Here is a 23,695-nt window from a genome sequence, read left to right on the forward strand (position 1 = left end):
CTTTATAGTGGTTCAAACCGCCCGCATTGTCTAGTGTCGGCAGCTCGCCGTGAGGAATTTCTGTGAAACCGATTTTTGAATATACCGATTATCGCGAATGGATTAGGGATGCTTTTGAAGATTTCAAGAAGCGTAAGACCGTCATATCCTGGCGATACATGGCAATGAAGCTCGGCGCAGACCCCGGCAACCTCCTCCGTATTTCGCAGGGCAAGATCCACCTCGCTGTAAACTTCATCAAGCCGATGGCAGAGTTCTTCGAGCTTGACGAAAAGGAAACTGCCTACTGGTCGGAACTTGTGTACTTCGGCCGTGCGAAAAGCGACCAGGAAGCACTGAACCATTATGAGAAGATGCAGGCGCTGAAGGGCATTCCTTTAAAGCGCCTTGCCAAAAAAGAACTTGAATTTTACCGCCATTGGTACTACAACGCTATCCGTTCTGTAATCGGTATTTGTAATTTTAAAGATGATTATGAAGGTCTTGCCGAATGCTGCACGCCGGCTATCACGGTGGAGCAGGCGAAGGATGCCATCAAGCTCCTGCACGACCTGAACATGATTTCTGAGGGTAAGGACGGGTACTGGAAAGTGAATGATACATTTGTGAGTACAGGTGGTAACTGGAGATCCGAAGCGGTTCGGACATTCCAGAAGGAGACGATTCGCCTCGCGGGTGAATCGCTGGAACGGCATGCGCCTCCTCTGCGCGATATCAGCACGGTGACGATGACGTTCAACATGAACGATATCCAGCTCATTCGTGAAAAGATCAAGGAGTTCCGCTCGGACTTGCTGCGCCTTTCGCAGGATGGCACGGGTGACGATACGGTGTTCCAGCTGAACGTTCAGCTGTTCCCGCTCGCATTTACTAAGAAATTGCAGGAGAAGTCAAAATGAAAAGACTAGCCTGCATACTTTCAGCTCTTATGCTCTGGAGCTGCTCGGATAAGGTCGCAGGAGGCCCCGGCAGCGAAACGACGAACGGCATTGCCTACTTGGGCAATGGCGCTGTGGCGTCTTATGCACGTGTGGCGGTCAGGAGTGTCGATCACACTTCTACGGCCGATAGTGCGACCAATGAAATTGTGAACGCGGACTTCTACGCGGATTCCCTCGGTAACTTCTCGTTCGAGGCTCCGGAAGGCAAGTACCGCTTGACGATTGTGTATGGCGGTTCTGCCTACACTGGACTTTACTCGGGCGATACGACCTTGGGCGATGTAAGTCTTGAACCGACGGCCGCACTTGGCGGCTTGGCCGACATGCCTGAAGATTGCGACTTTGTCTGGGTGGGCGTGCGTGGCATGGACGTGCTCGTGCGTTCGGATTCGACCGGCCGCTTTATGCTCTCGCAGTTGCCGTCGAACGACTCGTTGCAGGTGTACTTCTTGCGCGGTGACGACAACACGGTCTATGATGACTTGGCTGTAAAGCTCTCGCCGAACGAAACGGAAATGGTTGACCTCCAGCCCGAAAAGCCGGACCCGTATGCCGGGAAGGTTAAGTTTGTGGCAGTGGCAGACGGCAAGGTTGTTCCGTATGCATCGCTTGCAATCCGCAAGGCTGACGCGCGTGTCGATTCTTTGCACGTGAGTAATGTTATTGCCGAAGCAGATGCTTATGCCGACAAGGATGGTCTATTTGTCATTGACTCCTTGAAGTCTGGCGATTACCGCCTCACGGTGATGCAGTCGGGCGCCGCTTATTCCAAGGTGCTTTCGGCAAAGCAGATTGCAGCGCTTGATACGATTAAGCTCCAGGAAACGGCGAACTACATGAGCCGTGTGACGCTCCATGCCGGCGAAAAGTATGCGTGGGTGGGTGTCTATGGCCTCGATGTCTTGACGAAGACGAACGAAGAAGGAACGTTTACACTCCCGACGCTCCCGACGAACGATTCGCTTGATCTCTATGTTGTCACTACTAAAGATAGCTTGTATGTAACAAAGCGCATTGCGCCTTCCAAGGGCTCTGCTGATTTCGACTACCCGTATGTCGTGATGCAGGACTTCGAAAACGTGAAGGATACCGGAAACTGGTATTTTAGCACGGATTCTGTTGGCTCCAAGATTCTGTCCAAGTCGTTCGATACGGATAACGAGCGCAAGTCCAAGGTGTTCCACGGAAAGTACAACCTGGTGGGAACGAATAATATTTACGCTTGGGTTTTGACCGGCATGTTCCTCCGCGACGAAGGCTGGAACCTCTCCACGCTAGATTCTATTTCGTTCTATGCCAAGGGCTCGGGCCAGATTCGCGTGTCTCTTGAAAACTGGACCCGTGAATCCGAAGTCGCTGGGCTCTCGCTCAAGGCCGCCTCGGAATGGAAGGACCTGAATTCGCAGAAATGGACGCGCTATGTCGTGAAATACGATGACCTGTGCTATACCGCCCAGGATGTAAGCAACTGCTATATCGCATGGAATACGCTCAAGGACGATGTCCGCCAGCTGCATTTCTTCGTAAGAAATGGAACAGAATTCTATCTGGACGATATAGTGCTCTATGGCGCTCTTTTCTAAAAATTAGACCTTTTAAGTGCGCCTCGAATTAAGTATCTTTGTGCACATGCAGTCTATTGAATCAGAAGCAAAAATTGCTCAGGAATATCTCGCCCGCATCGCCAAAGATGCCGAGGCGAAGTTTGATGAACATCTCCCCCCAGTAAAGGACCGTCCGTGCCGTTTGCACGAGGCTATGCGCTATTCCATGTTCGCAGGCGGTAAGCGCTTGCGTCCGGGACTTGCTAAGGCCACGTTCGACATGTTTGGTGGCAAGGGAGAAAAGATTTGGCTTGCAACGAGCGCTCTCGAAATGCTCCACACGTTCAGCCTTATCCACGATGACCTTCCGTGTGTCGATAACGACGACTACCGCCGTGGAAAGCTCACAAGCCACAAGAAGTTTGGCGAAGCTACTGCCGTGATGGCAGGTGACGCCCTCTGCATCCACGCCTTCGAGATGATGGGCAAGACCGGTAACGCAAAGGCTATCGAGCTCCTTGCTCACTTGCTTGGCACGTACGGCATGATCGGTGGCGAAATGACCGACATCGAATGCGAAGGCAAAACTGTCGATCTCGAAATTGTCGATTACATTCACTACCACAAGACGGCAGCCCTCATCGAAGCTGCTCTCCTCGTGGGTGCAATGCTTGCAGACGCAAGCGAAAAGGATATGGAAATCATCCGCAACTATGGCCGCTCCATCGGGCTTGCCTTCCAGATTGTGGATGACATTCTGGACATTGTCTCTACGACCGAAGAACTTGGCAAGGACGCCGGCTCTGACATCGAAAAGGGCAAGGCTACTTACCCGTCCATCGTTGGACTGGAAAAGTCTAGGGAACGTGCTAGGGAACTTTACGAGGAATCCATCAAGGCTTTGGATGGCCTCACATGCGATACCTCCATCCTCCGTTCTATAGCGGCATACATCATCACGCGAGTGAAATAAATGGAACTGAAAGACGTTAAGTCGCCTCAGGACTTGAAGCACTGTTCCGTCGAGGAACTGAACCACCTTGCTACGCAGATCCGCGAGACCATCATTGGTCAAGTGGCTAAGCATGGTGGTCACTTGGCATCGAGCCTTGGCGTTGTTGAACTGACTCTTGCGCTGCACTACGTGTTCAACGCACCCGACGATAAGATCGTGTGGGACGTGGGGCACCAGGCGTACGTGCACAAGCTATTGACCGGCCGCTATGACCGATTCGATACCTTGCGCCAGCAGGGAGGCATTTCCGGCTTCCTCAAGAGGAACGAAAGCGTTTACGACTGCTTCGGGGCGGGCCACGCCACGACGTCTATTTCTGCGGCTCTCGGCTTTGCCGTTGCGCGCGACCATTTCAACCGCAACAACAACGTGGTTGCTGTCATTGGAGATGGCTCCATGACGGGCGGTATGGCTTACGAGGCTATCAATAACGTTGGCGCCTCCAAGCAGAACATGACCATCATCTTGAACGATAACAAGATGAGTATCGCACCGAACATCGGCGGTTTTAGCAAGTACCTGAACCGCGTGATTTCGGACCCGGTTTACAACAAGATGCGTACCGACCTGGATCGCCTGATGAACCGTTTGCCGGGCATTCTGGGTTCCCGCTTCCGTGACCTTTTCTTGCAGGTCGAGAATGCGGCGAAGAACGCCGTGAAGCCAGGTCGCTTCTTTGAAGACCTCGGCATCCGCTACTTTGGTCCGATTGATGGTCACGACATCGATGAACTCGTGATGATTCTTGAACGCGTCAAGCAGCAGCAGGGCCCGTGCCTTGTGCATGTGCTGACCGAAAAGGGCCGCGGTTTTGACGCTGCCGAAAAGAATCCGACGAAGTATCACGGTTGCGGTGCATTTGACCCTGAAAGCGGGCTTCCACTTGCTCCGGGCAATCCGAACCCGTCTCTCACGAGCGTGTTTGGCAATACGCTTTTGCAGCTTGCCCGCAAGGACAAGCGCATCATGGGCATCACGGCTGCAATGCCTACGGGCTGCGGCATGGATATCGTCGCAAAGGAACTCCCGGACCGCGTGATTGACGTGGGCATTGCCGAAGAGCATGCCGTGACGTTTGCGGCGGGCATGGCTTGCGATGGCGTTGTGCCTGTGGTCGCGATTTACTCGTCGTTCATGCAGCGCGCTTACGACCAGATTATCCACGATATTGCACTCCAGAACTTGCATGTGGTGCTTGTGCTCGACCGTGCCGGCCTTGTCGGTGCAGACGGTCCGACGCATCATGGCGCCTTTGACTTGTCGTTCTTGCGGACTGTTCCCGGAATGACCATTTTGGCACCTTCCAACGAAAATGAACTGCGCGACATGTTGACTGCCGCCATCGATATGGAAGGTGTCGTGGCTATCCGCTACCCAAGAGGCACTGCACTTGCTGCAGAGCTTGTCCCCTCGGAAGGACCGTTCGACTATAAAAGCCCCAAGATTCTTGAGAAGGGCTCCGGCATACTCCTTCTGGGCGCCGGCTTCATGACAAATGAACTCAAGAAAACAGCCGCCGTGCTTCGTGAAAACGGATACAACCCGACGCTTGTGGATGCCCGTTTTATTAAGCCGCTCGACCAGGAATGCTACCGTTCGCTGTTTGACAGCCACAATGTCATTGTGACGCTCGAAGACAATACGAAGGTGGGTGGCTATGGTTCAGCCATTGCGGAACTTTTGTCCGATCTCGGCTATACGGACAAGAAACTGTACCGGTTTGGTCTTCCGGACAGATTCGTTGAACAGGGAGAAATCAAGGCTCTCTACAAGATCTTAGAAATTGACGGGGAATCCGTCGCCAAACAGTTGATGGAAAAACTATGAGTGAAGAAGAAAACAAACCGAAGCGTACCGTAAGAATCACGCTTGACCGTAAATTTGGAGTCAGCGAAGCTCCTGAACGCCGCCCTCGTCGTGACGATGACCGCGGTTCCTTTGGCGACAAGCCCTCGTTCCGTGGGGATCGTGGCGATCGTCGTTTTGACCGTGACCGCGGCGAACGCCGCTTTGATCGTGGTGAACGCCGTTTCGACCGCGACAACCGCGATGAAAACCGCGAAGGCCGTCCGTTCAACCGTGAAGAACGCCGTGGTGGTGGCCGCTTTGACCGTGACCGCCGTCCGCGCCGCTTTGGCGACAAGCCGTTTAACCGCGGACCGCGCGGCGCTATGAACGCCCCGGTCTACCGCCAGCGCCCGGAACAGAAGGAAGCCGTTGACGAAAACTTGGACGAAGCCGCACTCGAAGCACGTGCCGCCCAGATTGAAGCCGTTGAAGATTCCGTGGCTACACCGCCTTGGTTCAAACGCCTCATCGCCTGCACGACCGAAAAGGGTCGCGAACGCGAAGGCAAGTTCCTTGGCGAAGGCGTTCACGTTGTTGAAGAACTCGTGAAGCACCACCGCGAACTCGTGATTTCTGTTTACGTTGTCGAAGGCTTTGAAAACGAAGAACTCATCGAAGCTATTAACGAAGCCGAAATTACGCTCCACACTCTTACCGAAGACCAGATGAAGCGCCTCTCTTCGACGATGACGACGCAGGGCATCATTGCTTACTGCAACATCGCAAGCAAGAAGCCGGTCTACGAAACAAGCCGCAGCGTGCTTACGCTTGTGGACGCCGTGCAGGATCCGGGTAACCTCGGCACGCTTTTCCGCACGAGCCTTGGTTTCAATTCTTCGGGCATGATTCTCGGTCGTGGTACAGTGAGCCCGTTCAACCCGAAGGTCGTTCGTGGTTCCTCGGGTACGTTCCTCCGCGTTCCGTTTGAATTCGACGTGGATCTCGTGGACCAGATCAACTTCCTCCGTAGCAAGGGCTATACCATCATCGCAACGGATTTGCATGCTAAGCAGTCCCTCCGCGAAATCCCGGCTCACAAGCTCCGCAAGATGGCTTTCCTCGTGGGTAACGAAGGTGCCGGCACGAACCCGTACTTCATCGAACTCGCCGACGAAACGGTGAAGATCCCGATGAGCAGTGAACTTGAATCTCTGAATGTGGCTGTCGCACATGGCATTCTCTCTTACGAAGCCGCCCAGATTCAGGAGGAATTGAAGTAATGACGTGCTTTTACGATCGCCTTGAACAGCGTATTGCGAAGTGCGGTAACCCGGTGTGCATGGGCATGGACCCTGTGCTCAAGCTCATTCCGCTCGAAGGCACTCCCGAAGACCGCATCAAGCGCTTCTATTCCGACATCTTGGAATGCTGCCTCAAGCGTAACGTGCAGCCGGCTGTCGTAAAGCCGAACAGCGCTTATTACGAATGCGTGAGCGTGCAGTCGATGCTCGTTTTGCAGCAGCTCATTGCCGATTACAGAAGTGCTGGCATCCCGGTTATCTTGGATGCAAAGCGCGGTGACATTGGCAAGTCCAGTGCCGCCTACGCCAACGCCGCTTACGATGTTTACCGTGCAGACGCCGTGACCGTCTCTCCGTGGATGGGTGCCGATTCCGTCGGTCCGTTCATTCGCGAAGATAGCGAAAACGGTGCCTACGTGCTCCTCCGCACAAGCAACAAGGGCGCTCACGACTTCCAGGATTTGCCTGTTACTCGCAGTGACGATCCGCGCGACGTTGCCGAAGCGTTCTATTCCGTAGCGGACAAGATTATGGAATGGGATGCTGACAAGGGATACCTTGGTGCCGTTGTCGGTGCAACCCACCCGGAAGAACTTGAGAAGATTACGGCTTACACCGTTGCTCACAAACACGAAATCCCGTTCCTCATTCCGGGCGTGTCCATTCCGGGCGTGCCGGGCGGTCAGGGCGGCGATGCAAAGACCGTGCTCAACGCTATCGCAAACGGTGGCGGCAAGCGCAAGTTCCATGTGCTCAACTCGAGCAGTGGACTCAACTTTGCATGGCAGCGTAACGATACGCCGGCAAACTATGCGAACGATTGCGTCGATGCACTCGAAAAACTCGCAGAGGCATGCTTGGTTTAGTTCTTCTAAGACGTCATCCTGACCCTGGAGCGTAGCGATAGGGGAAGGATCCAGGGCTTTACTTGATGGATTCTTCGACTACGTGCTTCGCACTTCGCTCAGAATGACGTGATGAAATGAATATGCGTTATATCCTTAGCTTCATAGTTGCCGTTGCGGTGATCGTGGTTGCGTTCCATTACGCAAAGCCGTTGCCTGGCACGAACTTTGACGAATCTTTCTTGCCGAAGGCTTCGTCTGTTCGCTATGTAGCTGCAGGGCATGACGCCTCGGTAGCGGGGCTCTTCTGGATCAAGGGCCTCACCGAACTCGGTGAAAGCTACCTCACCGGCAAGGAATATGCGTATCTCGGTCATGTCGCCGAACTCTCGACGAGCCTGGATTCACTATTCTTCACGCCGTATTATTTTGTCGGTGGCGTGACACCCGTAGATGCTCCCGATACTTCGGACTTCTCGGTACTCCGCCGTGCGACTCGCGTTTATCCTGAAAACTGGCGCCTTTCGCTTTACTTTGCACTCCGCCTCGCTCGTGGCCCGTACCCCAACAGGACCGAAGCCGCGAACGTGATGCGCAAGTATTTCGATAGCCCGGATACAACGATTCCCGATCACATCCGCACGATTTACCGCAGCTTTGAACTCGACTCCATGCAGACCGAGACTGCGCTTGAAACCATCCTGAATGACGTGATGCAACCGCGTTTCAAGAAGTTCCGTGCAAGCTTTTATGTGAAAATCCTCAAGCTCTTCGGTTACAAGGGCTTGATTAGCGACTACAATAAGGACGACAATTATCAGAAAGTCAAGTTCCTTGTCGATGGCATGACCGAAGGCCGCATCCCGCCGGTTGTCGTTTACAACCGCCTCCTTGCCATGAAAAAGGTCGAAGAACCCGTTGCAGATTCTACTGCCGCCGATACGGCTAAAGTAAGTGTTGCGGATTCTACAGCATCTACGTCACCCTGAGCAAAGCGAAGGGCCCAGTTAAGTCTCGTAAAAATGCCTCTGGATCCATCAACCCTTACGGGTTTCTGGATGACGAGTTCATGAATTACCAGTTTTGTGGATGACGTGAATTATTCCGCGCAGCGTGCGGAATTCTTGGGGAGTCCCATCAGCTCGAATGCTGTTTTGCAGCGGTCGAGGAGTTCTCTGGATTTGGATGGGTTGGACTTGCTTAAATATTTAGCGCGGTGGTAGAGAATGTTTGCCGTCGTATATGGCATGTTTGCCTTGACGGATTCTTTTTCTGCCTTGAGGTAGATCTCGTTGGCGTCGCCCTGGTTCAGCAAATCAGCTAGGCGGCCTTCAGTCCAGTAATAAATTCCCGTATCGTCATCAAGACGTTTGTCGACCATCTTGAGGGCTTCCTTTGCCTTCTCGTCTCGATGGCTGCCTGCATAGGCTATGGCACATTCCGAATAAAATGCGCCTTGCAGTTCGTCTGCAATACCATCTAGGTCGTCTTTGTTAATGCCTTCGCAAAGCGATACGGCTTCGGAGAATTTTTCGGTAGCATTCTTTAGTCCGATTTTCGCCTTGATGAGCATTGTTCTTGTCGTTTTGCCGACATTGTTAGATACGTGACTGAACAAGGAATCCGCCATGTCGAAATCGAGACTCATGGTGCGGACTTGGCCCATTGCAATAAGGATTCGGCTTTCTGCATTGAGGTCGGCTTCTTTGCGGCTTGCGACAAGGGCTCGATCGAGCTGTGAGTAGCCTTTAGAAAAGTTCCCTGCCTTAAAGGACTTTTGCGCACGTGCGGCAAGCTTTCCGGATTCCGAGGCGAATACGGCGGTTCCGCTAAGCGCTACACAAAGGGCAATCTTCAAAGCCTTCGTTACCATAGCGTCTCCACGACAAAGGGTACGGAATCATGCGTGGGGACATTGCCTTTTAGGAGCCACATCTTGGACATGCCGTTCATCAGGTCGTCGGCACTCTGCAAGGTGTTTTCCGTCGTATTCATGAAATCTTGTAGGCCGGTCGTTACAGTACCGAAATCGGTGACGAGGTTATCCACGCGGCCAACGGTAGAATCCATGGAGTTCAAAAGCGACGTGACCTGACCCGGTAGCGGCTTGAAATCTTCGAGCAAATTGCCTACGTTGTTGGTGACTTCGTTTGCACGGCTTACAAGTTTCGGCACGTCTGTTTTCATCGTGTCTAGCAAGAAGGAGGTCTTTTTTAACACGTTCTTGCCGAGGAATGTAATTTCGTCAAGTCGATAAAGCTGACGGTTTAAGTTGTCATAAAGGGCGCGGGAACCAAATAATGCACCCATGGTCGTGCCTGTGTCAAGAGCCATTGCCACAAGTTCATCGGCGGCGTCGATAAGGTGGTTTACACGGCCCAAAAGTTCATTAGCCGTTTCAATAACGGTTTCGATATCTTTGGCTGAGCCTGCTTTTAAGGTGTCCCCATTTTCTAGAATGCGTCCTCTGTTTTTGATATCGATGTTGATGACGCGGGCCGAGATGAGGTTCTGGTCGCGGATGGCGTAAACTTCGGCGCTGTCGGTAATCAAGTCCTTGTATTCTTTGCGGATGGCAAATTCAATGACTACACCGATACCGTCTTTGTTGATTTCCGTCTTGGATATCTGCCCGACGTTAACACCGTTAATCTGTACGCGAGTACCCGATGTGAGACCGAGCGCCTTTTCAAATGTACTGTAAAGGTTGTAGTTCTCTTTGATTTTACCATTGTCCTTGTCAAAAAGGAAGTGGTAAAGTACCAACGAAAAAATCATGATGGCAACAGTGCTAACAACGCCGACCAAAAGGCCGGACATTTCCATCCAGTTAACCTGTTTTATCTTTTGAAATGCCATTGCTTTCGTGAAATATAAATAGATTATATTGTCAAATTGAATTTAATTGATTTTTTTCGAGGAAATATGGATTTTTTTGAATTTTTGAATACCGCAGTGACGCCTTACCATACTGTAGACGCTTTGAAGTCTTTTTTCAAGGCAAATTCCTTTACTGAAATTGAGCTAGGTGCCAATCTTGAGCCTGCAAAAGCCTATTTCGTGTGCCGCGAAGCTTCGATCATTGCGTTCCGTACACCCCAAAAGTGGAGTGACGAGTCGAGGTTCAAGATCGCTCTTGCGCATACGGACTTCCCGACGCTCAAGATTTCCCCGAATCCGGATGTCGTAAATGCAGGCGTATGCACGCTCCATACGGAGGTCTACGGTTCTCCGCTTTACACGAGCTGGCTCGATCGTGACCTTGGGTATGCAGGGATGCTTGCTTACGTGGATGCCGGTAGCTCGACTCTCAAGACGAAACTGTTCCGTGGCGAAAAACTTTTCAGGATTCCGCAGTTGGCGGTCCACCTGAACCGTGGCGTGAATCAGGATGGTCTCAAGGTCAATCCGCAGATTGATTTCAATGCGCTGTGGGCGGGCGCTCCGGAAAGTAACTCTTCTGAAAAACGCAAGAACTTGTTTGTAGCATCGCTTGAAAAGGAACTCCCGGAAGGATCGCGCCTGATTGATTTTGACGTACAGCTTTTTGATGCCCAGTCTGCAAATCGCGGCGGCTTTAATGATGAATGGATTTATTCGGGCAGGCTCGATAACTTGAGCAGCTGCCACGCCATTGCCGAAGCGATGGTGTCTGCGAAGTCGGCTGAAAGCGATTGCCTTGTGGCTTGCTTCTTCAATAACGAAGAAGTCGGTTCCAACACGCGTGAAGGAGCTGCCGGTAACTTTTTAAAGAGTGTCTTGGATTCTATCGCTTCGCTCCAAAATGACTGTCACCCTGGAGTGCGCGAGCACGATAGGGCCCAAGCGCCTCTCTCGTCTCTCGCCTCTCGTCTCTCGTCTAGTATCGCCCTCTCTATCGACATGGCCCATGCCGAGCATCCGAACCACACGGAAAAGCACGAACTGAATCACGCTCCTCTGTTGGGAAAAGGTATTGTACTTAAGACAAACTCACAAAAGCGCTATGCAAGTGACTTGATGAGTTCCGCTCAACTTCGATTGCTTTGCGAAAAGGCCGAAATTCCACTTCAAGTTTTCATCATGCGAAACGACATGCCATGTGGTTCAACGGTAGGCCCGACGGTCTCTGCAAATCTAGGAATCCCGACGGTCGATATCGGCGAGCCCATGCTCAGCATGCATAGCATTCGCGAGATGATGGCCGCAAGCGACCATGAAGATATGATAAAGCTCGTCAAAGCGCTTTATTGCTACAGCTAAATTCATGCTGAAACGGCGAGCCTTGCGCAGAACCTGTGAAAAGATTTCTATAATTTTCGAATCAATTCACAATAAAGATGGAATATGCAAAAAGGCTCGAACGAGATTGATAATTTTCTGACGCCCGATGATACAAAAGTGATGAAGGGGATTGCAATTGTCTGCATGCTCCTGCATCATCTTTGGTTTTTCCCGAACCGTATTCCGGGTGGGGGCGTTGTTGGCATTTTTACGATGTTCAATATGCCATTGACTATTTATTTGGGAATCTTTGGCAAAATATGCGTCCCGATGTTTTTCTTCTTTGGCGGTTATGGAGTCTATAAGAGCTCCTACGGAAAACCCTACGATATCGTTGGGCGCCTTAAAAAACTTTATTTTGCGTACTGGAAAGTCTTTCTTGTTTTCGTTCCGATTGGTTTCCTGTTCTTTTCTGCACAGGTCCCGTATTGCGCTGATCCTTTTATTTATTCGCGCTTTGAAATTTTCTCGTTAAGGGAATTAGTTTCGAACTTCCTTGGGTTTGCATCGACATATAACAGGGAATGGTGGTTCCTCATAAGTTACGCATTCGCCTTGGTGACATTCCCGCTTGTCAGGGCCGTTATTGACCGCTATTCGGCAAGAATCAATTTGTTCATTATCGTTATTGTGTCGCTTTTGTTTGCGCATGTTTTTCCTGGACTTAAATCGGTGCCTTCGCTTGGCGTTCTCGGAAATAGCCACATGTACCTCCGCTTTTTCTGCCAGATTGCGCCGTATGCGGCTTGTTTCTGGATGGGTGCAATCGTCGCACGTAATGGGCTCTTTGACCGTTTGCACAATTCTGCCAAGCAGCATGGACTTTTGAACCCTCTGGCCGATATTGCCATCTGGTGCATGATTATCGTCATGCGTCAAAATGAAATTGGCGATATTTTTGATGTGTTCTTCATCCCGGTTTTAACCGTTGTTGCTATGGACTTCTTGAGCCATGTCAGGCTCTTGAAAAAAGGATTTTGGTATCTCGGACGCCAGAGTACATTTATGTGGCTTATCCACCCGTTCTTCTGTTATTACTTTGGTGTCCCGGCGATGATTGTCGCATATCCGCGATATGCAATCCCGTCGCTGCTCGTGCTTATTGTAATGACGTACTTTGCGTCGGTGCTTTTGGAATATTTCTGGAAGGGTTTTGGTTTTGTTTATCGGAAAGCGAATTCCGTGAATATTCATTTTAAACATTTTGGAGCTTCTGGTGAAAAACGATAAGTCTATCCAGTATTTTTTGATTTGGGGCGTCATCTGCCTGCTTGCAAACTTGTTCTGTACAAATGCTGCTGCATTTGGTGGAGATCAAAATTATTGGGCGGATTGGGTCAAGCAATTGGCGAATAATGGATTTGAACGTTTTAATGGCAACTATCCTCCGCTTTATGTTTTTTGGCTTTGGATTGTGGCGCAAGTCCATAATCTTGCGAATATCCCGATAGAAAAGGGGACGCTCCTCAAGTTCTTCTGCTTGTGGCCGGTTTACTTTGGCCATGTGGCGCTTGTCGATTTTGCAAGCCGCCTGGTGGCGCGCTTCAAGTTGCCGAAGTATTCTGCTCATTTTGTGCTTGCGTTTGTGGCCTTGAACCCGGCGCTTTTGCTCGATGGTCCGATTTGGGGGCAGGTCGATTTGTTCCCCTGCATCTTTGGCATTGCTGCACTTTACTGCATTAACTTCCCTGGAAAAATCAAGTACGCTTCGATGTTCTTTGCGCTTGCGCTTTTGGCGAAGTTCCAGATGATTTTGCTTTTGCCAATTTTCGGTGGCATCTTCCTCCGTCGCTATAAGCAGTCCTGGCGCGGGCTCCCGCTCATGGCGGTTGCAATTGTGCTTGTATTCTTGCCGTTCATGGTTGCAGGGAACCTCTCGGGACTCCTCACTCATGCTTACCTCAACACGACGGAACAGTACCCGTTCTCGACTTACAATGCTGCGAACACCTGGATGTTCTTTGTGGGCAATACGAGCCGTGACGTGAATCCGCTTTTCGGGCTTTCGCCGGATGGCATTGGATTCTTGCTTTCTCCGTCTTGGCTTGGTAAGATTCTGTTCGTGATTATCTCTGCTTACATTTTGAAGTGCGCTCTCTTTGCCAAAACACTCCGCCGCACGTTTGAACTTGCGACTTGGGAAGCTTTTGCGTTCTTCCTTGTATTGCCGGGCATGCATGAACGTTATTTGATTTACGCCGTTCCGTTTGCTTGCGTGTGGATGGTGCTTGAAACGAAGAAGGCCTGGATTTGGTCGCTTCTGGTGACGGCCATTTGCGCCATGAACATTTCAATGGTGAATGGCTTCAAGGGTGCCGACTTATGGGTTCCGGTTTCTGGACTTGCGCTCCTCATCTTCATTGCAGGCGTTGTGAACAACTTTGCCCCGCGTGCGTTCCCTGCGCTGATTGAAAAACTTGCACGTATCCCGTTCCCGCGCTTTACGCCGTATGTGGTGCTTGCCTTGTTCCTTTTCCCGATGCTCATCACCGAAATTATCGGGCTCATGCCGGTGAATGTAGAACTCCAGTCGAACCAGTTCTATCTCACGGATTTGGCGATCGATCATTACACGCAACAATACGGTAGACCTCGTGTAAACCGTGCGGTCGATGGAGCAACGCTTACGGTTCGTGGACAGCAGTATAAGAATGGTATTGGTACGCATGCCGCTTCTGAAATCTTTTTCAAAATGCCTGCCGATGCTGATTCGCTTGAATTTGTCGTGGGCATTGATGATGAAACGGGTGGCGGTGGTTCTGTGCGCTTTATCGTGGCGACTCCCGAAGAAACACTTTGGAAAAGCGATGTCGTTTTTGGCAACAAAAAGCCGCAAGTCGGTAAAGTCTATATCGGTGGTCAGCAGACGATTATCCTCAAGGCAGATGCCGATGGCGACAACGCTTACGACCATGCCGACTGGCTGAACGTCATCGTGACCAAGAGGAAGTAATGGACAAGGTTTTTGCTTGGCTGAAATCGCGAACGGCTGCGCAATTTGTCTTTGCGGTAATTATGCTGTTGGGGACGTTTGCTCGTGTCTACATGTTCGGCTCTGTGCCGGGCGATATCAACCAGGACGAAGCTTTTGCTGGATATAACGCCTACACGCTTTTGCACCACGCTGCAGATTCTTACGGCTACCGCTTGCCGGTTTACTTGACTGCCTGGGGTTCCGGCATGAACGCTCTCGAATCGTATTTGATGATTCCGTTTGTAGCGCTCTTCGGGATGCATGTCTGGGTAATCCGCTTGCCGATGCTTCTGGTGGGGCTTTTGTCGCTTGCGGCGGTTTATTTCTTGGTGCGCCGATTCTCTAGTGAACGCATTGCCTTGGGTGCAACGCTTCTGCTTGCGATTTCTCCGTGGCATGTGATGCTTTCGCGCTGGGCTCTTGAATCGAACTTGGCGCCGGGATTTGTGCTGTTCGGACTTTTCTTCTTTGTAAAAGGTCTTGAAAAGCCGAAGTTCTTGATTGCCTCGGCTGCATTTTACGGACTCTCGCTTTATGCATATGCGACCATCTGGGTGGCTGTCCCGTTCATCATCTTGTTGAACGTACTTTATGCTCTTTGGACAAAGTCTATCCACAATAATCGTTACACTTGGATTTCGCTTGGCGTACTTGCTGCACTTGCGCTCCCGCTTATGCTCTTTATGCTCGTGAACAAGGGCGTTATCAATGAAATCCGCTTGCCGTTTATCAGCATTCCGAAGCTTGTTTATTTCAGGGCGAGTGAAATTTCGTTCCAGGAGATTCCCGAAAATTTCATGAACCTCTGGAATATTTTGAAGCGTCAGTCTGATGGGCTCCCGTGGAATTGCATTCGCAATTTTGGGCTTTTCTACCCGGTGACGCTTGCGTTTTTCTTTGTCGGCCTTGTCGAAAACATTTGGCAGACGGTGCGTGATGTAAAGTCGCGCAAGCTTGGGCTCCCGTTCTTTATGCTTGCCTGGCTGCTCGCCGCTTTTACGATTGGAATTTTAATCAGCGTCAATGTCAATCGCGTGAACTTGATTTTTATCCCGATTATAATTATGGCGGCGCAAGGGATTATTCTCGCGTTTAGCTATATCCACCCGAAGTTGATTTACGTTCCGCTGGTGGCGTACCTCTTGAGCTTTGCCAATTTTGAACGTGAATATTTTACGGTATATAAGGACCAGATTGCAAATCCGTTCTGCGAAGGCATTGGCGATGCTATGGAATTTGCACAGTCGCAGTCGAAATCGGGCGGTAAAATTTATGTGGACCCGAACGTGAGCTACCCGCGAGTGCTTTTTTATGGCAAGGTGGACTTGAATTCTTACCTTTCGACGGTTCGCTACACGAATTTCCCGAGCGCATTCCTCTATGTGCACGAATTTGACCGCTATGTTTTCACATTTAATTTGGATAATGCCGATACGCAAGCGGTTTATCTTATGGAAAACAAGGATTCTAGACTTTCTTGGTTTGAACAGCGTGGCTTTTCGGTCCGTAATTTTGGAAAATATATTGTAGCATACCCCGCAAAATTACTCTGAGAAGTCGAAATTTGATATATTGGTGTTCGAAAAAGAATAAGAAGTGTGAATATGCGAATTTCTACTGTATTTAAGATTTGTTCTTTGACGATGCTTATGGCTGTGGCGACGTTTGCCCGGCCGATTAACGATGGCAATAAGCTATTTGCCGCTGGCGATTATGCCGGTGCGCTTGAAAAGTACATGAAGGCCCGCGAAGCGGAGCCTGCAAATCCGCTTTTGTTCTACAATATTGGAACGTGCCAGTACAAGCTCGGCAATTTTGAAGAAGCCAAGAAGGAACTCGAAAGTGCTGTGCGCATGCCGGATAAGAATATGGCGGCAAAGGCGGCGTACAATTTGGCGAATACGCATTTCCGCGTGGGCGAAAAGGCTCAAGAACCGAGTGCCCGCATTGCGGCTTGGCGTGAATCGGTCGCTTATCTGAAAAAGGCAATTGACCTCGATAACGATTTTGAAAACGCGAAGAAGAACGTCGAAATCGTCCAGCGTAAGCTCAAGGAAGAACTCGACAAGCAAAAAGAAAACAAGGATCAAAACCAGAATCAGAACGACCAGAAACAACCTCCGCTGAGTGATAATGCAAAGCAGGTCTTGGCTCGTGCACTCCAGCTTTGCAAGGATGGCAAGTATGCCGAAGGCAAGCAGATGCTCGAGAACCTGATTGCCGAAGACGAGACCGCAAGCCAGTTGAGCGGCCACGTGCAGCGCATTGACGACGTCATCGAAATCAAGGCCGGTCGCAAGCCCAAGACTAAGATTGACGCCAGCAACACCGACAACGACCTGGAGGTGATCTAATGTTTTTAATTCGGAATTCGGAAATCGGAATTAGGAATTGCGATTCTCTCTCTCGTCATCCTGATGCTCCAATGCGTCATCCTGAGCGTAGCGAAGGATCCAGTTACGTTGTAGCGTTGGGCTTTGTATTGCTTTTTGCGGTGGTTGCTTTCGCGGCTCCGAAGTCGGCGTCTGCCTACTATGGCGATGCGGCGTTCCAGTACATTGAAAACCGCTTGCCCACTGCAGAAATTACTTGCAACGAAGGCTTGCAATACTACCCGAACGATCAGAAATTACAGATGCTCCTCGACCGCATTCACGAAGCGAAGGACGAGCAAAAGAACGAAAATAAGAAGAACGATCCTAAAAACGACCAGAATCAAGACCAGAATAATCAGGATCAAAACCAGGATCAGAATCAGGACAAGCAAAACCAAGACCAGAATAAAGATCAGCAGAACCAGGATCAGCAAAATCAGAACCAGAATGGCGACCAGAGTTCTTCTAGCGCCCAGAATGACCAGAATCAGGATCAACAGAATCAAGGTCAGAACGGTCAGTCTAGCAGCAGCCAGGGTGGCGATAGTTCCGACAGCAATGGTGGTGCCGGAGAGCAACCGCAACAGCCAGAACAGTCCGAGGGCAATTCCAGCGACAGTAACGGCGGTGAACCGGAACAGCAGCCGCTTCAACCTGGTGAAATGACTCCTGAAGAAGCTGCCCAGCTCCTCAAGGACTTTGACGAACAGAACGGCGAACGCAAGCCCTGGAAACCCGTCCGCGGCCAAGTCCGTCCGGCTAAGGACTGGTAGATTAATCCAACCAACTTTGCATCATCTTGTCATGTCCGCCGCAAACATGTCATGCCCGCCTTGCGCGGGCATCTCCTTTTTTAAACAACCTTTATTAGCGATTTTACAACTCAATTAAATAAATCTTCACTTTGTACATGTTTTTCTTGTGTAATGCTTAAAAAAATTGTACATTAGTGAAGACAATTTAATAAAGAGGATCTTATGAAAAAGGTTTTGACCGTTCTTCCTTTGGCCGCCCTTGCTTTGGTTGGCTGTCAGTCGTCATCAGGTGATAGCGTAACTGCTCCAGATGTACAGCCGCTGCCCCAGAATTATCCGACCGACTATATAATCTCCGAATTGGGCACGTATAACTATGCTGCTGACGGTACCTTGGAAATCACTAAAGGTACTTGCACGGACAGGGCTAATGAATACGTCTGGGAAAAGGTGACTAAAACCGGTTCATTGAAGGATGCTGGTAATAATTCCGCTGAAATGGATTTGGGCGATGGTGCTGGCAAGAATACTTATGCTTTTGTGGCCGCTTATGGAGAGCCGTTCCCAAGTGGCTCGTACTACATGACGTCAACACTTAATCAGAAACTCATTAGAGGCGTCATTCTTGATGATTCGTATTACGATGATGTCGTGTTCGTTAATACGGATTGCCTTTTTGAGAATTTTGGCGAAATGCAAGAAACGCTTGCTCTGATTGCCGGTGTAGAAAAGTCTGAAATCAATATGAGCTGCAAAGTGCTCAGCATTCAAGGTCTTGAGATGGAGTACAAATCCCATAGGTCAATGGGCGTTGAATATACGCTTTCTTATGCAGGCAAGGTTTGCAATGTCAAGCATGATTTCCGTTATGCTAATGTTGAAACGGATTGCGAAAGAGCGTTTAAAGATTATCAGAAAGATTATGAAAGTGGAGAAACAACTGAATTCTTCAACTTCGATTTTTATGATCAGGATATTAACACAGATGCTTGCGACGAAGTTCTCGAAGATTTCCACAATGCAACGGGTCTCGCAAAGTCTGCTCCTGGTGTTAGCAAAAAGCAAGTTAAGGATATTCTCCGCGCAATTGGCAAGCGCCTCCGCCACGGCAAGTAATTAACGGTATTCATAATAGGTACAGTGCACCCTGCAAATGCGGGGTGTTTTTTTGTGCAGTGCATCCCGGCTTTGGGCGATCGCCTTCCCTTTGAAATTTTATTGCATTACGCTTATAATTTTGATATCTTAATATTATGATTATGCGGAAGGTTATCTTTATTTCTCTTTTGGTTCTGTCGTTTGTCTCATTTGCGGTGGCGACTCCTGTTGCGCGTCCATCGACGAACGGTAAACTTCATGTCGTGGGTACGGAGCTTCACGACGAGCATGGGAATGTCGTCGTTCTCAAGGGCGCAAGCACCCACGGTCTCACATGGTTTCCGCAGTTCGTGAACAACGGATTGTTCAAACAGCTCAGCACAGAGTGGAATACGAACCTTATTCGCCTTGCCATGTATTCCAAGGATTATGTAGAGGGCAATCGCAAAAAGAATTTGGAAATTTTGCGCAAGGGTATTGAATATGCCATTGCAAACGATATGTACGTCTTGGTGGACTGGCATGTTCTAGAAGATCAGAATCCTAATGTGTATCTTGCCGAGGCGATTTCTTTCTTTAACGAAATGGCTAGGGAATATGCAAACGTCCCGAACGTGATTTTTGAAATTTGCAATGAGCCCAATGGCGACTGCACTTGGGAGGATATCAAGGAATATGCGCATGTCGTTATCCCGGTGATTCGCAGGCACAAACCCGATGCCTTGATTGTCATTGGTACGCCAAACTATGCTCGTGAAATCCAGTACCCGGCAGAGGATCCGGTTCCGTTTGAAAACGTGATGTATTCGTTCCATTTTTATGCAACTTCGCATACTTATGTCTTTCGTGCAAAACTTCGTAATGTCGTGAAACAAGGAACGCCGATATTTATTACGGAAAGTGGTCTTTGCGAAGAATCGGGTGATGGAAAAATTGATTTTGAAAATGTAAGGATTTGGTATAGCTTGATTGACTCCTTGCATATAAGCTATACCATTTGGAATCTTTCGAATAAAGAAGAAGAATCCTCGATGATCCGTGATGATTCCCGTGCTGTGGAATATTTGACGGATGGTGATTTGACAATTTCGGGACGTTTTGCAAAGGCGCTGTTCCAAGGGACGCCGATTGATAAGATTACGCTTGAATATAGTACGATTGAAAATTTCAAGATTCTTGCGCGTTCTAAGCCTCACAAAGTATGGCTTATGTTTGCGGGGCCTCTGTTTATTTTCCTCATTCTGTGTCTTGCTGTGGAAAAGTATAGAAAACGTTCTAAAAACAAAGTAATACGCTCTTACGATGATTTGCTGAAGTACAGTACGGACGAAGCTGCGAAAAAGTTTAATAAGAGTCCGCTCAAGGTGATTCTTGGCGATATGTTTCTCTTGTTTAGTTCGCTTTGCACGCTCGTTTATCTTTGTTGGCGTGTAACGTGCTCGATTCCGTATGCTTATGGCTGGATAGCTGTGGTGGGGAGTTTTCTCCTGCTCGTTGTAGAGGTTCTCGGCTTTTTTGAATCATTTGTCCATTACGGTGGTTTGCTCAAGTTGCGCGATCATCCGCTCCCGAAAATTGCGGATGAAGAATTCCCGGATGTCGATATTTTCATTTCGACGTACAACGAGCCTGTGGAACTTTTGCGCAAGACGATTATCGGCTGCAAGTACATGGAATATCCGGACAAGTCCAAAGTTCATATTTGCCTGTGTGATGACAACCGTCGCCCAGAAATGCGCGCGCTTGCCGAAGAACTCGGCGTGATTTATTTTGATCGCCCGAATAACGAGGGCGCGAAAGCAGGGAACTTGAATGCAGCTCTTGCTCGGACGCGTTCGCCGTATGTAGTGACGTTCGATGCCGACATGGTTCCGCAGCGTAAGTTCTTGCTCAAGACGATCCCGTACTTTGTCGATGCCGATCGCATCAATGCGAGATTGCCAGAAGAACGCCGCCGTTCGTTAGGTTTTATCCAGACGCCGCAAAGCTTTTATACGCCTGACGTGTTTCAGCACAATCTTTATGCCGAACGCGTTGTGCCAAATGAACAGGATTATTTCTATGATGTGATTGAGGCTGCAAAAACTTCGACGAACAGCGTAATTTACGGCGGCTCGAATACGGTTATATCTCGCAAGGCGCTCGAAGATATTGGTGGATTCTATACAAAGTCTATTACGGAAGACTTTGCGACGGGCATGCTGATTGAATCGGCGGGTTATGTGAGCCTTGGACTTTCTGAACCGCTTGCGTCGGGCGTTGCGCCATCGACGTTCCAGGACCATGTGCAGCAGCGCACCCGCTGGGGGCGCGGCGTGATTGCCACTGCAAAGCAGCTCAAGTTCTTGCGCAACCGCAAATTGGATGTGTCGCAAAAGATGAGCTACTTGAACTCTGTGCTTTACTGGTTCTCGCCACTCAAGAACTTGATTTACCTGATTTCGCCGTTGATGTTTGCTGTGTTCTGCATTCCGATTTTCAAGTGTACGCTTGTGGACCTTGCTCTATTCTGGTTGCCGATGCACATCTTGCAAATTCTGGCGCTCCGTGTCACGAGCCAAGGCAAAATTTCGGCGCAGTGGAGCGGTATTTACGAGACTTCTGTGATGCCGTTCCTTTTGATGCCTGTCGTGAAGGAGGTGTTTGGCATAACGCTTTCCAAGTTTAAGGTGACGAAAAAAGAAAAGGCAAGTTTCCGTAGAGTTGTTGACAAGCGAAGCCTTGTGCCGTTTGTTGTTCTTTTGGTGCTTACGTTTGCGGGAATTGTTCGCATGACTTACATGATGGTGGCGTTTAAATACATCGGAATTTTGGCGGTGCTGTTCTGGCTTGTGCGCAATTCGTATTACCTCACGATGTGCTTGTTCCTTGGCTTTGGCCGCGATTCCGATGGTGAAAATGTGAAGGTTTTTGCCGCTGAACTTGTTACGCTTCACAAATGCGATGGGATGGATGTTGATGGCGTGACGACCAGGCTTACTGAGCATTCGGTGGATGTCTTTACCGATGAAGTGGATGTGCTTTATTTAGGCGAGCAAGTGGAACTTGGAATTTCTACGAATGGCTATGACTTGAATGTCAAGGGGACTGTTGTTTCAATTCGTCATTCGTGCAACCCGGATGTGCCGAGCGTCTATACCGTTGAAATCCTCGATTTCGCAGGCCAGAAAGATGCGTATGTGCAAATGCTCTATGACCTCACCCCGACTTTGCCGCAGCGATTGCGCTTTGGCGACGAGTACATTCGCAACCTGTGGAAAAATCTGGGACATCGAATCGTCAGAGTTTAAAAATACCGAAATTGTGACCAAAATTGCGTTTTTTTGGGGCTTTTACCCCCCGATGAGGCTGTATATTCTATTTAAAAAGATATATATTAATAAGACCTGCCTAAAAAATCGTGGGGAGTTGAAGTATGAATTTTGATGTTCTGTTGTCGCACTATAGAGCGAAGGCCTGCGTTGTTTCCGTCGAATTTTTCCCAGACGGAACGTATGGGAATATCCGTGTCGTTGCGGGCAACAAGGCGCACTGTGACGACATGGCGGCGCTGAACCACCCGTTTGAGCCCGGCTGCCCTTACGAAGCCTGCTTCCCCAAGAACCCGAATTTCGAAGATCATTGCTTCCGTTGCATTCGCGATGGCAAGCCTCTCCATGCATACGTGGACCTTTACATGATGGGTCTTTGGCTTAACATGTTCCTGATGCCGTTGGATTCGGACCAGGAAAATATCGGTTATTGCATTTATTGCTACGATGTAGCGCCTAAGGCGGATTCTTCGGCGATGGCGGACCTTTCTGCAGATACCGCTGCCGATGTTCTCAAGGCATGCATTAAGTTGCGCGGGTCGCAAAATATTAGACAGGCGTTTCAGGAAGTCGTTGAAGATATCGGTGCTATTTGTGGATCGGACCATTGCTGTGTCTTGCTGACGGATGACGAAAAACATGACTGCACGACTTTTGCAGAATTTCTCCGCGAAGGTTCGGGCCTGTATCCGATGTCTCGTTACATCCAGGGTTTTTATGAGATTGCCCAAACATGGCCAGATACGCTTGCCGGTAGCACCTGCATTATTATAAAAGATGAACACGACATGGAAAAGCTGCAGGAGCAAAATCCGGTTTGGAAGGCGTCTCTGGACCAGGCTGGGATAAAGACTGTTGTGTTATATCCGCTTCGCCATGGCGGTGAACTTCTCGGTTACATGTGGGCATTGAACTTCAATGTCGAAAACGTTTTGAAGATTAAGGAAACGCTTGAACTCACAACGTTCTTCCTCGCTTCTGAAATTTCGAACTATCTGCTCTTGGATAAATTAAAAGTCCTTAGCACGATTGATACGCTTACGAGTGTTAGAAACCGTAACGAGATGAACAACCGCGTGGACCGAATTGTTGCTGGAAACGAACCTGTGCCGCAGGGTGTGCTTTTTGCGGACTTGAACGGCTTAAAGCGCGTTAATGACGAACAAGGTCATGCTGCGGGCGATAAGATGTTGTGTGCCGCTGCTTCAATTTTGCAGAGCGTATTCCAAGATGGTGTGGTGTACCGTGCTGGCGGTGATGAATTCATGATTCTCGTGAACGAGATTAGTGAAGATGAAGTGCAGGACCGTGTGGCCCGTGTGCACTTCTTGTCGGGCAAGACGGAAAATGTCCGCTTCTCGATTGGCGTGTGCTATGGCAAGAAGGATATTCGCAAGGCCATGCGCCTCGCCGATGAACGCATGTATGCCTTCAAGAACGGCTACTACGAAGCTCATCCGGAATTGAAATATCGATAGAGTGATT

The 23,695-nt window shown here is 49.6% G+C and carries 18 protein-coding genes; 16 read left to right on the top strand and 2 right to left on the bottom strand.

Going from position 1 to position 23,695, the window contains the following annotated elements; all coding sequences use genetic code 11:
• Window positions 1-62 precede the first annotated feature (62 nt).
• The 7 genes from CRN95_RS10620 (at window position 63) to CRN95_RS10650 (ending at window position 8,423) form a co-directional block, all read left to right on the top strand.
• Window positions 63-899, top strand: coding sequence for a TIGR02147 family protein (locus tag CRN95_RS10620; protein ID WP_073425402.1), 837 nt, complete (start codon window positions 63-65; stop codon window positions 897-899).
• A complete protein-coding gene (locus tag CRN95_RS10625) occupies window positions 896-2,524 on the top strand; it encodes a carboxypeptidase-like regulatory domain-containing protein (protein ID WP_097020855.1) in 1,629 nt (542 codons plus the stop codon). Before CRN95_RS10620 ends, CRN95_RS10625 begins: the two co-directional genes overlap by 4 nt.
• A 46-nt stretch (window positions 2,525-2,570) precedes the next feature.
• Window positions 2,571-3,458, top strand: a complete 888-nt coding sequence (locus CRN95_RS10630; RefSeq protein ID WP_088631427.1) for a polyprenyl synthetase family protein — start codon at window positions 2,571-2,573, stop codon at window positions 3,456-3,458.
• Window positions 3,459-5,327, top strand: a complete 1,869-nt coding sequence (gene dxs, locus CRN95_RS10635) for a 1-deoxy-D-xylulose-5-phosphate synthase (RefSeq protein WP_014546322.1) — start codon at window positions 3,459-3,461, stop codon at window positions 5,325-5,327.
• Window positions 5,324-6,568: an RNA methyltransferase gene (locus CRN95_RS10640; RefSeq protein ID WP_088631395.1), complete on the top strand. Its 1,245-nt coding sequence runs from the start codon at window positions 5,324-5,326 to the stop codon at window positions 6,566-6,568. Before dxs ends, CRN95_RS10640 begins: the two co-directional genes overlap by 4 nt.
• Entirely contained in the window at window positions 6,568-7,455 is an 888-nt protein-coding gene (gene pyrF, locus CRN95_RS10645) for an orotidine-5'-phosphate decarboxylase (protein ID WP_088631394.1), read from the top strand. Before CRN95_RS10640 ends, pyrF begins: the two co-directional genes overlap by 1 nt.
• A gap of 122 nt (window positions 7,456-7,577) precedes the next feature.
• A complete protein-coding gene (locus CRN95_RS10650) occupies window positions 7,578-8,423 on the top strand; it encodes a hypothetical protein (RefSeq protein WP_097020856.1) in 846 nt (281 codons plus the stop codon).
• A 110-nt stretch (window positions 8,424-8,533) separates the two neighbouring features.
• Here the strand turns inward: CRN95_RS10650 and CRN95_RS10655 are convergent, their stop codons facing one another.
• Both CRN95_RS10655 and CRN95_RS10660 read right to left on the bottom strand, forming a co-directional pair.
• Entirely contained in the window at window positions 8,534-9,307 is a 774-nt protein-coding gene (locus tag CRN95_RS10655) for a hypothetical protein (RefSeq protein WP_097020857.1), read from the bottom strand.
• Window positions 9,301-10,293, bottom strand: a complete 993-nt coding sequence (locus CRN95_RS10660) for an MlaD family protein (protein ID WP_088631391.1) — start codon at window positions 10,291-10,293, stop codon at window positions 9,301-9,303. The genes CRN95_RS10655 and CRN95_RS10660 overlap by 7 nt, the downstream gene beginning before the upstream one ends.
• Before the next feature lie 66 nt (window positions 10,294-10,359).
• Here CRN95_RS10660 and CRN95_RS10665 point away from each other — a divergent pair, with 66 nt between their 5' ends.
• The 9 genes from CRN95_RS10665 (at window position 10,360) to CRN95_RS10705 (ending at window position 23,688) form a co-directional block, all read left to right on the top strand.
• Entirely contained in the window at window positions 10,360-11,676 is a 1,317-nt protein-coding gene (locus tag CRN95_RS10665) for a M18 family aminopeptidase (RefSeq protein WP_097020858.1), read from the top strand.
• An 84-nt stretch (window positions 11,677-11,760) separates the two neighbouring features.
• On the top strand, window positions 11,761-12,927 hold the full coding sequence (locus CRN95_RS10670) for an acyltransferase (RefSeq protein WP_097020859.1): 1,167 nt from the start codon (window positions 11,761-11,763) through the stop codon (window positions 12,925-12,927).
• Window positions 12,914-14,650 (top strand): NPCBM/NEW2 domain-containing protein, encoded by a 1,737-nt coding sequence (locus tag CRN95_RS10675; protein ID WP_235002993.1) that lies wholly within the window; start codon window positions 12,914-12,916, stop codon window positions 14,648-14,650. Before CRN95_RS10670 ends, CRN95_RS10675 begins: the two co-directional genes overlap by 14 nt.
• The gene (locus CRN95_RS10680; RefSeq protein ID WP_097020861.1) at window positions 14,650-16,224 is read left to right on the top strand and encodes a glycosyltransferase family 39 protein; all 1,575 of its coding nucleotides are present in this window, start codon (window positions 14,650-14,652) and stop codon (window positions 16,222-16,224) included. Before CRN95_RS10675 ends, CRN95_RS10680 begins: the two co-directional genes overlap by 1 nt.
• A gap of 51 nt (window positions 16,225-16,275) precedes the next feature.
• Window positions 16,276-17,025, top strand: coding sequence for a tetratricopeptide repeat protein (locus CRN95_RS10685; RefSeq protein ID WP_097020862.1), 750 nt, complete (start codon window positions 16,276-16,278; stop codon window positions 17,023-17,025).
• Window positions 17,025-17,819 carry a hypothetical protein gene (locus CRN95_RS14940; protein WP_200816200.1) on the top strand — a complete coding sequence of 265 codons (795 nt, stop codon included), beginning with the start codon at window positions 17,025-17,027 and terminating at the stop codon, window positions 17,817-17,819. The genes CRN95_RS10685 and CRN95_RS14940 overlap by 1 nt, the downstream gene beginning before the upstream one ends.
• Before the next feature lie 204 nt (window positions 17,820-18,023).
• Window positions 18,024-18,917 (top strand): hypothetical protein, encoded by an 894-nt coding sequence (locus CRN95_RS10695; RefSeq protein ID WP_088631385.1) that lies wholly within the window; start codon window positions 18,024-18,026, stop codon window positions 18,915-18,917.
• Between the two features lie 143 nt (window positions 18,918-19,060).
• Complete coding sequence (locus tag CRN95_RS10700) at window positions 19,061-22,189, top strand: cellulase family glycosylhydrolase (protein WP_235002994.1); 3,129 nt, start codon at window positions 19,061-19,063, stop codon at window positions 22,187-22,189.
• Between the two features lie 125 nt (window positions 22,190-22,314).
• Entirely contained in the window at window positions 22,315-23,688 is a 1,374-nt protein-coding gene (locus tag CRN95_RS10705; RefSeq protein WP_097020864.1) for a diguanylate cyclase domain-containing protein, read from the top strand.
• The last annotated feature ends 7 nt before the right edge of the window (window positions 23,689-23,695 follow it).

It is taken from the genome of Fibrobacter sp. UWB16, assembly GCF_900215325.1.
GTDB lineage: Bacteria > Fibrobacterota > Fibrobacteria > Fibrobacterales > Fibrobacteraceae > Fibrobacter.

What these genes read in the sequence shown, in the direction of transcription:
- CRN95_RS10700 (WP_235002994.1), top strand. Translation starts at nt 19,061, where the DNA reads ATGCGGAAGGTTATCTTTATTTCTCTTTTGGTTCTGTCGTTTGTCTCA.
- CRN95_RS10695 (WP_088631385.1), top strand. Translation starts at nt 18,024, where the DNA reads ATGAAAAAGGTTTTGACCGTTCTTCCTTTGGCCGCCCTTGCTTTGGTT.
- pyrF (WP_088631394.1), top strand. Translation starts at nt 6,568, where the DNA reads ATGACGTGCTTTTACGATCGCCTTGAACAGCGTATTGCGAAGTGCGGT.
- CRN95_RS10630 (WP_088631427.1), top strand. Translation starts at nt 2,571, where the DNA reads ATGCAGTCTATTGAATCAGAAGCAAAAATTGCTCAGGAATATCTCGCC.
- CRN95_RS10685 (WP_097020862.1), top strand. Translation starts at nt 16,276, where the DNA reads ATGCGAATTTCTACTGTATTTAAGATTTGTTCTTTGACGATGCTTATG.
- CRN95_RS10670 (WP_097020859.1), top strand. Translation starts at nt 11,761, where the DNA reads ATGCAAAAAGGCTCGAACGAGATTGATAATTTTCTGACGCCCGATGAT.
- CRN95_RS10660 (WP_088631391.1), bottom strand. Translation starts at nt 10,293, where the DNA reads ATGGCATTTCAAAAGATAAAACAGGTTAACTGGATGGAAATGTCCGGC.
- dxs (WP_014546322.1), top strand. Translation starts at nt 3,459, where the DNA reads ATGGAACTGAAAGACGTTAAGTCGCCTCAGGACTTGAAGCACTGTTCC.
- CRN95_RS10680 (WP_097020861.1), top strand. Translation starts at nt 14,650, where the DNA reads ATGGACAAGGTTTTTGCTTGGCTGAAATCGCGAACGGCTGCGCAATTT.
- CRN95_RS10650 (WP_097020856.1), top strand. Translation starts at nt 7,578, where the DNA reads ATGCGTTATATCCTTAGCTTCATAGTTGCCGTTGCGGTGATCGTGGTT.
- CRN95_RS10655 (WP_097020857.1), bottom strand. Translation starts at nt 9,307, where the DNA reads ATGGTAACGAAGGCTTTGAAGATTGCCCTTTGTGTAGCGCTTAGCGGA.
- CRN95_RS10665 (WP_097020858.1), top strand. Translation starts at nt 10,360, where the DNA reads ATGGATTTTTTTGAATTTTTGAATACCGCAGTGACGCCTTACCATACT.
- CRN95_RS10640 (WP_088631395.1), top strand. Translation starts at nt 5,324, where the DNA reads ATGAGTGAAGAAGAAAACAAACCGAAGCGTACCGTAAGAATCACGCTT.
- CRN95_RS10705 (WP_097020864.1), top strand. Translation starts at nt 22,315, where the DNA reads ATGAATTTTGATGTTCTGTTGTCGCACTATAGAGCGAAGGCCTGCGTT.
- CRN95_RS10625 (WP_097020855.1), top strand. Translation starts at nt 896, where the DNA reads ATGAAAAGACTAGCCTGCATACTTTCAGCTCTTATGCTCTGGAGCTGC.
- CRN95_RS14940 (WP_200816200.1), top strand. Translation starts at nt 17,025, where the DNA reads ATGTTTTTAATTCGGAATTCGGAAATCGGAATTAGGAATTGCGATTCT.